The organism is Microbacterium sp. NPDC006705 (assembly GCF_044903545.1).
GTDB lineage: Bacteria > Actinomycetota > Actinomycetes > Actinomycetales > Microbacteriaceae > Microbacterium > Microbacterium plantarum.
The window spans coordinates 1,044,553-1,060,430 of the sequence record NZ_JBJDQQ010000001.1 but is presented as its reverse complement, the minus strand read 5'-3'; the positions used below and the strand labels follow the sequence as shown (position 1 = coordinate 1,060,430).

Sequence of the window (15,878 nt, the reverse complement as noted above, 5' to 3'; positions counted from 1 at the left end):
CGATGGGGGAATGCCCCACATGCGCGCCGTCCGGCCCGGCGATGACGCCGCGCTGAGCGAGATCTGTCTGCGGACCGCCGACCACGGCTCCGATGCCACCGGACTCTTCGACGACGACGACATCTGGGGAGCGATCTTCGTGCTGCCCTACGCCGAGCGGCATCCCGACTCCGCCTTCGTCGTGGCCGATGACGAGGACCGGGCGATCGGCTACGTCGTCGCGACGCCGGACACCGATGCCTTCGAGGAGTGGTTCCGCGGCGACTGGTGGCCGCGGTTCGCCGACCGCTGGCCCGAGCCCTCGCCCGATGACACCTCGCGGCAGGCGGGGACGCTGCGATACGCCTACGGTCGACGCCCCGGAGCCGAGCCGCTCGCCGCGACCTATCCCGCGCACCTGCACATCGACCTGCTGCCCGCGGCCCAGGGGCAGGGATGGGGGCGACGGCTGATCGACCGGGTGTCGGAGCAGCTCCGCGCGTCGGGCGTCATCCGTCTGCACCTGGTCGCGTCGGCGGCCAACGACGGGGCGCTCGCCTTCTACGACCGCCTGGGGTTCGAGCGCCTGCCCTCCTCGCCCGGCGCGCAGGCGTTCGGCATCGACCTCGACCGCTGAGGCCCGGTCACGCGGCTCGCCGAGGTCCCCGTTGGGCCGGGTTTGGGGGCGGGTTTCCCGGCCGAAATGGGACCGCGCGGGGTGGGGGCCGCGCGTCAGCCGGCGAGCAGGCGCCCGTCGGAGATGCGGACCGTGCGGTCGACGAGCGCACTCGGCACCCGGACGTGCGAGATGAGGACGACGGCACGTTCCGGGTCTACGGCGGACAGCAGATCGCGCATCAGCGCGTCGGATGCCGCGGGGTCGACCCCGGCCGTCGGCTCGTCGAGCACGAGCACGGGGAAGCCGTGCAGCAGCGCACGAGCGAGCGCGATGCGCTGCGCCTGGCCGCCCGAGACGAGGGCGCCGTGCTCGCCGACGCGAGCGTCGAGACCGCCGCGCTCGCGCAGCCAGCCGCCCAGGCCGACGCGTTCGAGCACGGCCTCCAGCTCGGCGTCGGTCGCGGTGTCGCGGGCGAACAGGAGGTTCTGGCGGATGTCCTCGTCGAAGAGCATCGGCTGCTGCTCGCACAGTCCCACTGTCAGCCGCACGTCGTCGGGAGAGAGGCCTTGCACGTCAGTGCGCCCGATCCGGTAGCTCCCGTCGACGTCGAGGAAGCGCACGAGGGCATGCGCGAGCGTCGACTTGCCCGCACCGCTCGACCCGACGACGAGCAGGCGTTCACCCGGGCGGACGTCCAGGTCGACGCCCGCGAGGGCCGGCCGATCTGCTCCGGGCCACGTCACCGACACGTCGCGCAGGTGGAGTCCGTCGCCGAGCGCGGGCGCGACGCCCGTGGGAGCGACGCTGCTCGCAACGAGTCCCGACGGGATGTCGCCGGGCACGGTCTCGGCGATCCGTTCCGCCGACGCGTGCACCTGACGCCAGGATGCCGCTGCGAGCGGAACCGTCTGGAAGACCTCGAACACGGCCATCGGCACGAGGACGGCGACGGCCAGCCACGGACCGCCGAGGGCGGTCACATCCGGGGCGGTGACGATGACGGCGAGGATCGATGCGGCGCCCGCGGCGAGCGAGACGATGGCTGCGCTTCCGGCCTGCGCACCGGCGCGGCGGACGACCGCACGTCGGAGGTCGGCGTCCGCTGCCTCGACACGGCGACGGCTCTGCTCTTCGGCCCCGTACGCCAGCAGCACGTCGAGGCTTCCGAGATGGTCGGCGACGGCGTCGGCGAGCCGGGCGCGGAGCGGGGCGATCGTGCGCTCCGCGCGAGCACCCGCGACCCAGCCCCAGCCGGTGGCCGCCGCCGCGGCGACGACGAGGCAGCCGAGCAGGGTGAGCCCGGCCGGCCACGAGACCGTCGCGACGAAGACGACGGCGGCGAGAGCGACGGTGGCCGAGGCCACGAGCGGCTCCACCACTCGCAGCGGCAGGTTCTGCAGGTCGTCGACGTCGTCGACGAGGGCGGAGAGCGCGGATCCGCGGCGGATGCGGCCGAGCCCGTCGGGTGCGAGCGGGATCAGGCGTCGGACGAGGTCGGTCCGCGTCGTTGCGAGCTGACGCAGCGTCGCATCGTGCGACGTGAGGCGCTCGAGGTAGCGGAAGACGGCACGCGAGATCGCGAACGCCCGCACCCCGACGACGGCCGCCATCACGTACATCACCGCGGGCTGCTCGCTCGCGCGGACGATGAGCCACGCGCTGCACGCGAGGAGCGCGACGGCCGAGGCCTCCGTGGCGAACCCGGTCGCGAGGGCGCGCCAGAATCGTCGCGGCGGGGGCATCGCGCCGCGGAGCACCTCGGACGTCGTGGTCATGCCGTCACCTCCAATCGGGGTCGTACGTCGACGAGGACGTCGGCGATCGACCGGGCAGACTCCCGGTGCGAGACGAGCAGGACAGTCGCGCCGTCGTCAGCGACACGGCGGAGGCTCTGCCAGAGCGCGGCCTCGGTCTCGGCGTCGAGTGCGGCGCTCGGCTCGTCGAGCGCGACCACCGGCGCACCGCTGTTCACGTGCCGGAAGAGAGCCCGGGCGACCGCGACGCGCTGCGCCTGCCCGCCGGAGAGGCCCGCGCCGCGCACGCCGAGCTCGAGCGCCGGGTCGAGGTCAGCGGCGCCGGCGGCTGTGAGCGCGCGGACGACGGCGCGCTCACCCGCGGGCCCGGCGACGCGGTCCGTCGAAGCGCCGAGCGTGACGTTCTCGGCGACGGTGCCGGCGATCAGCCCCGCGTCCTGTCCGGCCCAGGCGAGCCACGACGCCGGCGGCGGAACCTGCTCGCCGTCGAGGGTCAGCTCCCCTTCGAACGGGGCGACGCCGCGCAGCGCGGCGAAGACGCTCGACTTGCCCGCGCCGCTCGGCCCGGACAGGAGCGTGATCGTGCCCGGCCTCGCCGTGAACGACACGGGTGCGAGCAGCGAATCGCCGCGCCGCACCCGGAGCTCACGGGCGCGGAGGATGCCGCGCTCCGCCGCGACGCTCGTCGCGGCGTCCGTCGTCGACGCTGAGCTCGCGGCATCCTGCGGCGGCAGCGCGCGCGCCGCGTCGAGTACCTCGAAGACATCGTCGGTGGCCGCGACACCCTCTGCGGCGGCGTGGAACTGGACCCCGACCTGACGAAGCGGAAGGTAGGCCTCGGGGGCCAGTAGCAGCACGAAGAGTCCGACAGACAGGGCGAGCGAGCCGTCGATGAGCCGGAAGCCGATCGACACCGCCACGATCGCGACGGAGATCGACGCGAGGAACTCCAGCGCGAAGCCCGACAGGAACGACACCCGCAGCACGCGCATCGTCTCGATGCGGTAGTTCTCGGTCACCCGTTCGATCGATGACGCGGCGCGGTGCTGCCGGCCGAACACCGTGAGGGTCGAGAGTCCGCGGACGGTGTCGGCGAAGCGGGCTGCGAGCTGGCGGAGGGTCTGCCACTGCGCGCGTTGCACCGCGCGGGTGGCGAGTCCGATCAGCACCATGAACAGCGGGATCAACGGCATCGTGAGCAGGACCGTCACGCCCGAGATCCAGTCGCTCCACCAGATGACGGCGATGAGCACCGGGGTCGCGATGACCGTCAGGACGAGTTGCGGCAGGTAGCGGCCGAAGTAGGCGTCGAGCGCGTCGAGGCCGCGGCCCGCGGTCACCGCGAGCTGAGCAGAGTTGCGGTTCGCGAGCCAGCCGGGGCCGAGGCGGCCGACGGCCGAGGTGAGCCCGCCGCGCAGCTCGCTGCGCACCCGGGCGGCGGCGCGAGCAGAGACGCCCTCGCGCAGCCAGAGGAGCCCGGCGCGCGCGGCGACGACGGCGGCGAGGGCGGCGAGGACGCGCATGAGGTCGGCTACCGGCATCCCGCCGATGGCTCCGACGATCGCTTGCGTGGTCAGCCAGGCGAACCCGACGACGACGGCGGTCTGGGCGAGGCCGATCGCGCCGATCGCGACGAAGAAGAGGCGCGAGGTGCGGGCGTAGCGCAGCAGCCGCGGATCGACGGGTCGTCCGCTCGAGCGCGCGGGCGCCTCGGGGTCGTCCATGCTCACCCTTCGATCCTGCCTTACCCCGGGACCGGGATGCCTCGGGTCCGGCGCGATCGCGCGGATCCGAGGCATCCCGTCACTCGGTCAGTGGGTGACGAGCTCGGCCTCTTCGATGCGTGCCCGGGTCACGCGCTTGCGGAAGACCCAGTACGTCCAGCCCTGGTAGAGGAGCACGAGGGGCAGGAAGATCACGGCCGCCCAGGTCATGATCGTCAGCGTGTAATCCGTCGACGACGCGTTCTCGATCGTGAGGTTCCATGCGGGATCCGTCGACGACGGCATGACGTTCGGGAAGAGCGAGAGCCACAGCGTCAGGACGGCGAACATCACGGTTCCCGCACCTCCCGCGAAGGCCCAACCCTCACGCCCGGTCGCGTTGGCGAGAATGGCCCCGATCAGCATGACCGCGGCGACGGTGGCCGTCACGAACACCAGCGGCAGCAGCGGCGCCTGGGCCCCCATGGCCGACAGCACGGTCCAGGCGAGGAAGACGGCCGCCGCGACGAGGGTCAGCAGTCCCGACTTCGTCGCGAGCCGGCGGGCCTGCTCGCGGACGTCACCGTCGGTCTTGAGAGCGACGAAGTAGACGCCGTGCGTGAAGAACAGCAGGAGCGTCACGACCCCGCCGAGCAGGCCGTAGGGGTTCAGCAGCGTGAACAGGGTGCCGGTGAACTCCTTGTCGGCGTCGATCGGCACGCCCTGAACGATGTTGGCGACCGCGACGCCCCAGAGGAAGGCGGGGAGCGCCGAGCCCACGACGATCATGAGGTCGAAGCGCTTGCGCCAGGTGGCATCATCGCGCTGGTGGCGGTACTCGAACGAGACCCCGCGCAGGATCAGGGCGATGAGGATCAGCAGCAGTGGCAGGTAGAACCCGCTGAAGAGGGTCGCGTACCACTCCGGGAAGGCCGCGAAGAGGCACGCGCCCGCGACGATGACCCAGGTCTCGTTGAGGTCCCAGACCGGACCGATCGTGTTGATGATCTGGCGCCGTGAGACGTTGTCCTTCCCGAGGAAGGGCAGCGACATCCCGACACCGAAGTCGAACCCGTCGAGGACGAAGTAGCCCACGAACAGGACTCCGACGATGAAGAACCAGACGTATGCGAGATCCATGTCGTGCTCCTCAGTAGACGGTGGTCTGCGTGTGGGACGCCGAGGGGTTCTCGGCTTCGGGCGAGCCCGGCTCGGGCAGCGGGTCGGGGCCCTTCTGTGCGGCCTTGCGGATGAGGCCGAACTCGACGACGGCGAGCGAGGCGTAGACCGCGGTGAACGCGATCAGCGAGATCAGGACCGTCCAGCCGGGGACGTTCGGTGAGACGCCGTCCTCGGTCAGCATCAGGCTGAAGACGATCCAGGGCTGGCGGCCCATCTCGGTGAAGACCCAGCCGACGAGGCTGCCGAGGAGGGGGAGGGGCGCGGACCAGATCGCGACCTTCCACATCCAGCGGGCCACGGGACGCTGAGCCTTCTTGCGGGTCAGCCAGAGGCCGGCGACCGAGATGAGGGTGGCGACACCGCCGAGGCCGATCATCCAGCGGAACGACCAGTAGGTGACCCAGACGATCGGGCGGTAATCGACGCCTACACCGAAGGTCTCGGTGTACTGGGCCTGCAGGTCGTTGAGCCCTTCGACGCACCCGTCGAAGCTGTGGGTCGAGAGGAACGACAGCAGGTACGGCACGCGCAGCGACCAGATCTCCTCGGTGCCATCGGGCGTTCCGATGGAGAAGATCGAGAAGGATGCATCCGCGCCGCAGGCACTGTTGAACATGGCTTCGGCCGCGGCCATCTTCATGGGCTGCGTCGCCACCATCACGAGGCTCAGCTGATCGCCCGAGAGGGCGACGCCGACGAACGAGACGATCATGCCCCACATGCCGAAGCGGAGCGCGGGACGCATCGTCTCGATGTGCTGCGCGCGAGAGAGGTGCCAGGCGGCGACCGCGATGACCACGGCGGCGGCGAACATCCACGCGGCGAAGATCGTGTGCGGGAAGGCGGCCAGCACGATCGGGTTGGTGAGGACCGCCCCGAAGTCGATGAGCTCGGCGCGGCCGCCGTCGGCGGCCATCTGATACCCCACCGGGTTCTGCATGAACGCGTTGGCCGCGAGGATGAAGTAGGCCGACAGGGTCGAACCCAGCACGACCATCCAGATGGAGAACAGGTGAAGCGCCTTCGGGAGCTTGTCCCAGCCGAAGATCCACAGGCCGATGAAGGTCGCCTCGAAGAAGAAGGCGAGGAGGCCCTCGAAGGCCAGCGGTGCGCCGAAGATGTCGCCGACGAAACGCGAGTAGGCCGACCAGTTCATGCCGAACTGGAACTCCTGCACGATGCCCGTGACGACGCCCATCGCGAAGTTGATGAGGAAGATCTTGCCGAACAGGCGCGTCAGGTGCAGCCACTTCACGTTGCCGGTGCGGTGCCACACCGACTGGAAGATCGCCACGACGAGAGCCATCCCGAGGGTCAGCGGCACGAAGAGGTAGTGGTAAAGCGTCGTCAGACCGAACTGCCAGCGGGCCAGCAGGAGCGGATCGAGGAAGTCCATCGGGAGGTGCCTTTCGGGAGGCGAAGGTTTCGACAGGCTGAAGGTATCGAGTGTGGTTTTCCCCGGTCTCAGGGGCGGCCGGGAATAATGCTACGCGTGGTCTGACCACTTATCAAGGTGCTGTCAGACCACAGCCGACGCGGGCCGATCGGGCGGGATCGACCCGCGGGTGCACCGGAGCCGCTTACGCTCGACCCATGGGGGAGCCGCTCGTCGACAGATTCGCCCGGGTCCACCGCGACCTGCGCATATCGCTGACCGACCGCTGCTCGCTGCGCTGCACGTACTGCATGCCCGAGCAGGGCAACGAGTGGCTCGCTCGGCAGAGCATCCTCACCCTCGACGAGATCGTCGAGATCGCCACCGTCGCGGCTGCGGCGGGCATCACGACCTTCCGGCTCACGGGCGGCGAGCCGCTGCTGCGGACGGACCTCGTCGAGATCGTGCGGCGGCTCGCGGCGATCGAGTCATCCGACGGCCCGATCGAGATCGCCATGACCACCAACGGCATCCGGCTGCCTCAGGTGCTGCCCGACCTCGTCGCCGCCGGGCTGGCTCGCCTGAACATCTCGCTCGACACCCTCGACCGTGAACGGTTCCGCAACCTCACGCGTCGCGACCGTCTCGACGACGTGCTCGACGGCGTGCGCGCCGCGCAGGCATCCGGGCTCCGCCCCCTGAAGATCAATGCGGTGGCCATGCGCGGCGTCAATGACGACGAGCTCGCCGACCTCGTGGCCTTCGCCGTCGAGCACGACGCCCAGATGCGCTTCATCGAGCAGATGCCGCTCGATGCCGGGCACACGTGGGACCGGTCCACCATGGTCACCCGAGAGGAGATCCTCGAGGCGCTGTCCGCGCGCTGGAGTCTCGAGCCCGTCCCCGGGCGTGGCGGTGCGCCCGCCGAGCGATGGCGCCTCGACGGCGGCCCGCACACGGTCGGCGTCATCGCGTCGGTGACGGCGCCGTTCTGCGGTGCGTGCGACCGGATGCGGCTGACGGCCGACGGTCAGCTGCGCAACTGCCTCTTCTCGATCGACGAGTACGACCTGCTCCCGGTTCTCCGCTCGGAGATGACGCCCGAGGGCCGTGCCGACCGGATCGATCAGGTGCTGCGCAACTGCATCGCGGGTAAGAAGGCCGGTCACGCGATCGACGACCCCGCCTTCCTGCAGCCTGCGCGCGGCATGAACGCCATCGGCGGCTAGGCCGAGGTCGAGGCTCAGACGCGGGGTGCGGTCGCCTCGCGGCGGGCCGGTGCGATCAGGCTCGCGCCGCCGGCGATGCCCAGAGCGGCCGCGGCGGCGAACCCGGTCACGGGCCCGACGAGGGGGAGCAGGGCGCCGAGAACCGCCGCTCCGAGCGCCTGGCCGACCATGAAGGTCACGAACAGCAGGGCTGTGCCGGCTGCCGCGTGGGCAGCATCGATCTGCGTCGTCCATCCGATGAGGGCCCCCGACGCCGTGACGTACGCCCACCCGAACACGGCGCACGCTGCGGCGGAGAGCGTGCCCTGGGCCGGGGCAGCGCCGATCGCCAGCGTCGACACGCTGATGAGGCTCGCGCCGATCAGCCAGAGGGCGCGCGGCTGCAGCCCGCGCAGAAGCCGCGACGTGACGATGACGGCGGCGCCGCCGCATCCGAGCAGGATCCAGGACGTCACCGACTGCGCCTCCGATGCTCCCGCCTCGACCAGGACGGTACGGCCGTAGTTCCAGATCGCGGACGCGCCGACCCCGAGGAGGACGGATGCCGCGACCGCGGACCGATGCGCCGCCCACCATTCGCGCGGCGGGAGGATGGCGGGCCGGTTCGCGCGCGTGTCGACCGGTGCGCTTTCGCGCGCGCGGTCGGTGATGAGGACGGCGATCCCCGCCACCGCGGTGGCGACGGCCGCGATCATCCAGCACATGCGCCAATCGGCGGTGAGAATCAGGGGGATTGCTCCGGCAGCCACGAGGCCCGGGCCGGTTCCGGCGTTGACGATCGCCTGCGGCGTGCTCGACTCATGCTCGGCGAAGGTGCGAGCGACCAGGCGCACGAGGGCGGGGGAGGCGAGCCCGGCCCCGGCCGAGGCGATCGCCGCCGCGGGGGCGCAGGTCGCGGCATCCGTCGCCACGGCGATCCCGACGGCGCCGCCGCCTGCGGTGAGGGTCGCTGCGATCACGAGGAGCCGGGGATGGCGCTCGGCGGCGAGGAACCCGATCACCGCGGCGACCGCGTACGAGATCGAGCCCGCCGCCGAGATGAGGCCGGCCGCGCCGGTGTCTATCCCGAGGTCGTCGCTCATATCGGGCAGATGGAGTCCGAAGGCTAGTCGCACGAGGCCGTAGGTCGCCGCGATGAGCGCGACACCCGAAGCGACGAGGGGCCACCGCCAAAACAAAAACGACCGTTTCACTTTACCGAGCATAGAGTGCTGGCATGGGAATGCGGCCGCGCACGGAGGAACGCATCCTCGACGCCGCCGAGGACCTCTTCTTCACGCAGGGCATCGCCGCGACGCCGATCGATGCGGTGATCGCGCGTGCTGGCGTGTCGGCGGCGACGCTCTACCGCGGGTTCCCCAGCAAAGAGGCGGTGCTCGCGGCGGCGCTCGAGCGGCGGCAGCGGGTGTGGCTGGAGACGTGGGATGCCGCTGTGGCGCGCAGCGCCGACGACGTGGAGCGCCTGCTGGCGGTGTTCGACGCGCTGGCGGCGTTCCGCGACGAGCCACGCGGGTCGCGCTGGTGCGCCTTCCTCGGGGCGGCCGCGGAGTATGCCGACCCGCCGCCGGAGGTGGCATCCGCTGTCCGCGCCGACACCGAGGGCATGCGGGCGCGGCTGACGGCGCTCGCGCGTCCCGTCGCCGGCGCCGCCGCGGACGAGCTTGCGGAGCGGCTGCTTCTCGTCGTCAGCGGAGACCTGGCGATGCGGCTGCGCGAGCGCGATCACGACACCGCGCACGCGCGCTCGACGGCGGCGATCCTGATCGCGGCCGCCGGGGTCTGACGCCGGGCTCGGGTGCCGTGCCCAGCCCGATCGGGGTCAGTCGTGGGTGGTCGCTGCGTGCAGCAGCTGGATGATGCACACCGACGGGTCGCACGAGGAGCGCATGCCATCTACAGCGAGCGGTCCGCCCGCCTCGGTGAGCACACCCTGCAGCAGGCTCAAGTGCACGCTGCACAGCACCTCGCGGTGATCCGCCTGCGCCGTCGCGTGGGCGCACGGGGTGAGGTCGACGGTCAGCGCGGCGTCGTCGATGATCGGGTCGAAGCCCTCGTCCTCGAGCTCCTCGACGAGGGCATCGATCTGGTGCAGGGCGCGGGTCTCGAGCACGTCCGGCACGTCGAGGGTCAGGACGCGGCGCATGAGGTCGCCGCGCTGCGCGGCATCCCGCACCTTGCGGCGCTGGATGGCGCTACGGGTCGCGTCGCCGTCAGCGGCGCTGTAGAGCACGCGGGGGCGGCCGCGGGTGGTGCGGTGCTCCTTCTCGGCCACGATGAACCCGTCGGAGATCAGGCGTGCCAGGTGCTCGCGGATGGTGTTGGGGTGCAGGTCGGTGGCCTCTTGGAGCTCGAGGATCGTCCGGCGGGGCTGCTCCTGGATGAGGTGCAGGATCTCCACGCGGGAGTAGCTCGAGATGGCGCTGTATCCGACGGTCGCGGTGCTCATAGGACTCATTAAACACGGAAAACCGGTGTGGTCCTACCACACCGTGAATTTTGTCGTTTTGCTCACGCCGTCGAGCACTTCGGCCGGCGAACCTCGGAGAAAGCCACGAACCTCGGAGCCCGCGTGCGCGGGGCTCCGAGGTTCGCGTGATTCTCCGAGCTACGGATGCCGCTACCGCACGGTCACCACGAGCGGCCTGCTCACCGTCGTGCCCGCCGCGTTGATGAACTCGACGACGTACCGGTACCGCCCGGGGGTCTTGCCCGACACCGCGAGCGTCGCCATCTGGGCTCGTGGGCTGGCGGACGCGAGGTCTCCCGTGGCAACCTCGACGTCGTTCTCGAGGAACCGGTACGAGGTCGCGTTCGTGCCCCACCACATGTCGGCGCGCACGGTGTAGCTGCCGTCGCCGTCGTGGTTGTCGTGAGAGAGCACGGGCGAGCCGGGGGAGGCGTCGGTCACGGTCACCGTCAGCGGTGCCGTCGCCGTCGTCCCGCGCGAGTTCACCAGCTCACCGGTGAACCGGTAGGTGCCGTTCGGCAGCCCCGCGATGTCGACGACCGCCTGCTGTGCGCTCGGGCCGCTCGCGATCTCCAACGGCACCGACCCGACCAGCTCGCCGTCGCGGTAGAGCTTGAACAGCGAACCGTTCTGACCCCACCAGAGGTTCATGGTGACCCGGAACGTCCCGTCCCTCAGGCCCGTGTCCCAGCCGTCGTCCGAGCTCAGCACCGCCTTGCCGGGTACCGAGCGGGCGTCGTCGGCCGGCACCTCGGGCAGGACGAGGCTCACCGTGGCGCGCTCGCTCTCGGCATCGGCGTCGAAAGAGACGACGGAGACGTCGGAGGTGCTGCCCGCGGTCAGCCCGGTCACCTCGCAGGTGGTGACATCCGATGCCACCTCGCACACCGGCTCGGCCGCGTCGCCCACGAAGACACGGAAACCGTCGTACCGGGTACCGGCACCCGCTGGTGCCTGCCACGACACCGTCGCGGTCGTCGTCGACGTCGCCTCGGCCGCGACGCCGGAGGGTGCGCCGGGCGCCGTGACATCGGCGATGGCGATCCAGCTGAGCACGGGGTCCGCGGTCCCGGTGCCGCGCGCGGCCCGGAAGTCGACGACGGTCTCCTCGTCGAGCGTGAACGCGATCGTCGAGGTGCCCTGGGGGGTCGATCCCGACAGGTTCACCCGATCGCCGGAGATCCGCTCGCCGCCGATCTCGACGCTCGGTGCGACCTGGCGCGTCACGCTCCACCATTCCTGGTACCCGCTGGTCAGCTCGTACGAGCCGGCGGGGAAGGTGAAGCCGTAGTCGACCGATCCGCCTGAGCTCGCCCACCACCCGGTGGTGCGGCTCTTGTCGTAGACGCCGGTGCCGCGGGCGCGGAGGCCGACATAGCTCTCGCCCGACCCGATCGGGTTGCGCAGCCCCCACCCGGTCTCGTCGTCGAACACCTGATCGGGGACGTCGCCGATGAGCGCGTCGCCGCGGAGCTCGGCGACAGCATCGAAGGCGGGTGACGCCCCCGGCGCCTCGGGGTCGGCGGCGCCCTGCGTGGATGCCGCGTCGACGAAGGCAACGACGCCGTCCGGCACGACCTCGAGCTGGAGCGTCACCGGTGTCTGACCGGTCTGACCGGCGCGACCTGCGACCGGGACGACCGCGTAGGGCGTCTCGGCGGTCGGCGTCTCCTGCCACTGCACGGGGACCTCCTGCGTCGCACCGCTGCGCGTCGCCAGCTCGACCGTGTCGGGGAGATCGAGCTCCTCGCCTGCCACCACGGCGACGCGGTAGTCGGGCAGTGCTAGGTAGGCGACCTCGACGAGGGCGTCGATCGTCGCGCGCAGCGCCGCGGTCGCGGCATCCACCTGCTCCTGCGTCGCCGTCGGGTCGTCGTGAACGGCCTTGGCCGCGAGGCCCTGGTCGCGCAATGCCTGCCAGGTCTCGGGGGTGTAGGCCTGCCGCGGCGCCGTCGTCGCTTCGGCCAACGCCGCGGCGAGCTCGGTGCGATCGGCCGTCTCGGTGTGGTCGGAGATGCCGATCCAGCTGAGGGCCGGGGCCTCCGTTCCGCCGGTTCCGCTGATCCGCACCGTCACGTCGGTCGCTGCGTCGAGAGTGAATCCACCTCGCAGTACGGTGTTCTGGCCGATGCTGCCGTTGGCGAAGGTGTGGCTGCCAATCGACACCTGCACGGTCTCGCCGCCCGCGGTGTACTCGACCGTCCCCGTCACCACCCGGCTGCGCCCCGAGCCGGGGTTCCACCACTCGGTGTGGCCGGTCGCGATGTCGTATTCGCCCGCCTCCAGGGCGAAGCGGTAGACGAGGGGGGTCGCCGCGTTCGCGCTGTACCAGCCGGTCTCGCGCGTCTTGTCGTACGGCGTCTGATTCAAACGGCCCTTCGCCGACGCCGATCCGACGCGGCCCCATCCGGCGCTCGCCGAGTAGGCGGCGTCGGCGGCGGTGTTGCGCAGAGTGTCGGCCGCGGCATCCCGAACCGCGGGGTACGACGGCGCATCGGCGGGGGCGTTGGCATCGACGAAGTAGCGGATGCCGGCGGGCACCACCTCGACGTAGGCGCTGACCGCCAGCGCCGGGTTGTCACGGAACACACCGTCGACCTTCACGAGATCGTAGGCGGTGCCGAACTGCGCGGGAGTCGTGCTCCACGTCACCGGGGCGTCGATCTCGCCGCCGGCCTCGCTGCGAGCGCGCACGGTGTCGGGCAGCCCCGGGACCGCCGCGGGAGCGGTCGACAGGCGGGGAAGCGCCGTCAGGACCTCGACCGGCCGCAGCTCGGGGTCGGCCGTGCCACCGCTCGATCCGCCGACGAGCAAGTCGATGCTGTCGAGGCTGAAGGTTCCCAAGACGACCTGCACCGTGACGCGGTGCGGAGCGTCCTCGAGTCCGCGCACCCATGCCGAGGTCTGGCGGTTGCCGATGCCCGAGACGGTGACGGAGCGTGCCGGCTGATCATCGATCATGATCGAGAGGACCGAGGCGCCGGTCGCGCCGTTGAGGTTGAAGCCGGTGCCCTCGAGGTCGAAGGCGAACGAGCGGCCCGCGGCGACGACGTGCTGCGTGCGGTTGTAGTGGGCATAGCCGGCCTGCGTGAACGACGAGCCCTGCGGGTACGCGATGCGCGCGTCGGCGTCATCGACCTTCACGGCGTGCCACGACAGATCCTCGATGGGGCTGATCGCGAGGTCGTCGAACTGGGTGTTGTAGTAGCCGCTCACGATCGAGACGCGCCCGGCCATCGTCGGGTTCGGCGTGGTGTCGGCGTAGGTGCCGAGCTGCTGACCGTCGAGGCGGACGGTGATGACGTTCTCGCGGGCCTCGACCTCGAGCTCGTGCCACGCATCGGCGTCGAACATGAAGATGGTGCCGGTCGCGACGTTCTGGCCGAGCTTGCGCAGCTCCCACGTTCCGTCGGCGTGCACGCGAGCGGTGTAGGTCGCGAGGTCCGCGCCGGTGCCCTCGGTGGTCGTCTGCCGCACCCCGAGGCCCGCGAAGTTCGCCAGCGATGCGTCACGCACCACACCGTCGAGGCGGAAGTCGATCTTCGCAGTGTAGTTCGTCCAGGTGTGGTCGCCCAGTACCGTCGCCGGCGTCGTGGTGGAGGGGTTCCGCTGCGAGCCGTCGCCCCAGACGTTCCAGGTGTAGCCGCGGTTGTCGGCGTGGATCGCCTGGTGCATCACGTTGCCGGCATCCGTGCCGATGACCTCGAACGCGCCGTTCTGGTCGGCGGTGTAGCGGGGCGACCCGCCCCGGCGGGTGACGTAGTCCATCGGGACGCCCCCGACGTCCTGAACGGCGTACTCGGCGTACTCGAAGTCGTCGGTGTAGGGAAGGGGCAGGACGTCGTCGGTGGCGGTGGCGGCGTATTGGCCGCTGGCGTAGTCGGCCGCGGCGTCGTGGATGCCGTGCTGCTGTGTCGCCAGAGTGAGGATCGAGTACGGCTGCACCTGCACCCGGTAGACGTCGTGTTCGACGCCGTCCTTCGTCTCGGTGCGCACCGGGACGACCTTCCCGGTGTTCTGGAACCAGTCCGCGTCGAACGCGTCACCGGCATCCGGCCCCGTCGTCTCCCAGACGTACAGCGGGGTGTCGTCGTCGGTGTCGAGGTTCGCGACCTTCACCTCGAAGTTCCGGACGCGTGAGGTGTTGTTGGCATGCACCTGGCTGAACTCGAGATCTTCGCCCGCGGCGACGTCGGCTGCGGGCGTGCGCAGCGTCAGGGCTGTGCGGGTCGAGGTGTCGACGACGGTTCCGCCGTCGCCCTTCTGCCCGTCGCCGCCCGAGGCGCCTTCGATGTACTCCCAGCCCTCGTCCATGAACTGCGTGAAGTGCCGCACCAGTGCGATGCCGACACCGCCCTCGTAGTAGCCCGACCACGGGTCGGACGCCCGGATGAGGTGCTTCGGGGAGTACTGCGAGCCCTCGTACAGCGCGCTGACGGCGGGCTGGAAGAGGAACGTCGTCATGTGTCCGGGGTCGGCGCTCGAGCCGCTCCACCGGTAGGCGTTGATGAACCGGTCGGCGATGTCGACGGCGCCGACGGTGCCCCCGATGCCGCCGCGCGCGGGGTCGGCCTGCACGCGGTACTCGGGGTCGATCATCGGCGCGACGCCCTCCGAGTAGAGCACCTCCATCCCGAACTCCTTGTTCAGGCGGGTCAGCGCCGGATCACCGGAGATGTCGTAGTGGTAGCCGATCGCATCGACCTGCTCGAGCGCCTCGGGGCTGGCGAGGATGGCTCGCGAGACCTGACCGACGTTGCGGTAGGAGTCGAGAGCGACGATCTTGATGTTCCCGTAGTCGTAGCGAGCACCCTCCGCCTGCGCGTCGGCCTCGAGGCGCTTCGCGAAGTCGACGGTCCAAGCGAGCTCGGAGCCGATGTAGTTCGCGTGGACCTCGTTCTGCGACGGACTCAGGTAGTCGAACTCGACGCCGTAGGTGTCGTAGGCGGCGTCGATCGTCTCCTTGTACCACTGGTATCGCAGGTCGGGCTCGGCCTTCGTCCACGACGGCTCGCCCCAGCGGAGGGCCTCGACCTCGACGTCCGGGTTGATCGACTGCGCGTCGGCGATGAAGTGGAAGCCGGCGCCGCGCAGCACGTTGGCGGGTTCGTCGGCGGAGCGCTTCGTGGCGGGCTCGGTTCCCGACGAGGTGTTGTTGTCCGCGCCGAGCTCGACCTTGATGTGCTTCAGACCCGCGCCCTCCACCGGGTCGAACAGCATCCGCAGGATGCGCCAATAGACGTCCGGGTGCTCCTCCTTGTAATCGAGGAGGAGGTTCGAGGTGTTGTTGCACGACACCGAGCCGAAGCCGCCGAATGTGTTGAACGGCGAGCCCGATGCATCGCGCTCGACGTCCTCGCCGTCCACGAGCAGCTCGGCCCATTCTGCGACGTCGTCATAGGTGAGCGTGGGCAGCTCGGAAGCGCCGGAGGTCGCCGTGGCGGCATCCGCTGCGACGGACGAGAGGGGTACGGCGTTCGCCGCGGTTGCGGGGACGACCAGTCCGGTCGTCGTGATGAGAGCGGCGGCGACGGGCGCGAACGCCCGAGCCCATGACATCTTCGTCATCG

10 protein-coding genes are annotated in these 15,878 nt (G+C 70.7%); 3 read left to right on the top strand and 7 right to left on the bottom strand.

Annotation, left to right across the window (positions count from 1 at the left end; all coding sequences use genetic code 11):
- Positions 1-10 precede the first annotated feature (10 nt).
- Positions 11-616 carry a GNAT family N-acetyltransferase gene (locus ACI2K6_RS05075; RefSeq protein ID WP_274177465.1) on the top strand — a complete coding sequence of 202 codons (606 nt, stop codon included), beginning with the start codon at positions 11-13 and terminating at the stop codon, positions 614-616.
- A 95-nt stretch (positions 617-711) separates the two neighbouring features.
- Here ACI2K6_RS05075 and cydC read toward each other — a convergent pair whose 3' ends face one another.
- From cydC to ACI2K6_RS05055, 4 genes are all read right to left on the bottom strand, one after another.
- Positions 712-2,373 (bottom strand): thiol reductant ABC exporter subunit CydC, encoded by a 1,662-nt coding sequence (gene cydC, locus ACI2K6_RS05070; protein WP_274177466.1) that lies wholly within the window; start codon positions 2,371-2,373, stop codon positions 712-714.
- Positions 2,370-4,076: a thiol reductant ABC exporter subunit CydD gene (gene cydD, locus ACI2K6_RS05065; protein WP_274178010.1), complete on the bottom strand. Its 1,707-nt coding sequence runs from the start codon at positions 4,074-4,076 to the stop codon at positions 2,370-2,372. The genes cydC and cydD overlap by 4 nt, the downstream gene beginning before the upstream one ends.
- Positions 4,077-4,163: 87 nt before the next feature.
- Positions 4,164-5,195: a cytochrome d ubiquinol oxidase subunit II gene (cydB, locus tag ACI2K6_RS05060; RefSeq protein WP_112613557.1), complete on the bottom strand. Its 1,032-nt coding sequence runs from the start codon at positions 5,193-5,195 to the stop codon at positions 4,164-4,166.
- A 10-nt stretch (positions 5,196-5,205) separates the two neighbouring features.
- Positions 5,206-6,633, bottom strand: a complete 1,428-nt coding sequence (locus ACI2K6_RS05055; RefSeq protein WP_404568204.1) for a cytochrome ubiquinol oxidase subunit I — start codon at positions 6,631-6,633, stop codon at positions 5,206-5,208.
- A 197-nt stretch (positions 6,634-6,830) separates the two neighbouring features.
- Here ACI2K6_RS05055 and moaA point away from each other — a divergent pair, with 197 nt between their 5' ends.
- On the top strand, positions 6,831-7,841 hold the full coding sequence (moaA, locus tag ACI2K6_RS05050) for a GTP 3',8-cyclase MoaA (RefSeq protein WP_112613561.1): 1,011 nt from the start codon (positions 6,831-6,833) through the stop codon (positions 7,839-7,841).
- Positions 7,842-7,855: 14 nt separating this feature from the next.
- On the opposite strand, the gene ACI2K6_RS05045 is transcribed toward moaA, so the two are convergent.
- Positions 7,856-9,034 carry an MFS transporter gene (locus ACI2K6_RS05045; RefSeq protein WP_274177468.1) on the bottom strand — a complete coding sequence of 393 codons (1,179 nt, stop codon included), beginning with the start codon at positions 9,032-9,034 and terminating at the stop codon, positions 7,856-7,858.
- A gap of 23 nt (positions 9,035-9,057) precedes the next feature.
- Between ACI2K6_RS05045 and ACI2K6_RS05040 the strand changes: the two genes are divergently transcribed.
- A complete protein-coding gene (locus ACI2K6_RS05040; RefSeq protein WP_274177469.1) occupies positions 9,058-9,624 on the top strand; it encodes a TetR/AcrR family transcriptional regulator in 567 nt (188 codons plus the stop codon).
- A 36-nt stretch (positions 9,625-9,660) separates the two neighbouring features.
- Here the strand turns inward: ACI2K6_RS05040 and ACI2K6_RS05035 are convergent, their stop codons facing one another.
- Together ACI2K6_RS05035 and ACI2K6_RS05030 are read right to left on the bottom strand one after the other, a co-directional pair.
- On the bottom strand, positions 9,661-10,287 hold the full coding sequence (locus tag ACI2K6_RS05035; protein ID WP_112613567.1) for a metalloregulator ArsR/SmtB family transcription factor: 627 nt from the start codon (positions 10,285-10,287) through the stop codon (positions 9,661-9,663).
- A 171-nt stretch (positions 10,288-10,458) separates the two neighbouring features.
- Positions 10,459-15,876 carry an Ig-like domain-containing protein gene (locus tag ACI2K6_RS05030; RefSeq protein WP_404568203.1) on the bottom strand — a complete coding sequence of 1,806 codons (5,418 nt, stop codon included), beginning with the start codon at positions 15,874-15,876 and terminating at the stop codon, positions 10,459-10,461.
- Positions 15,877-15,878 lie beyond the last annotated feature (2 nt).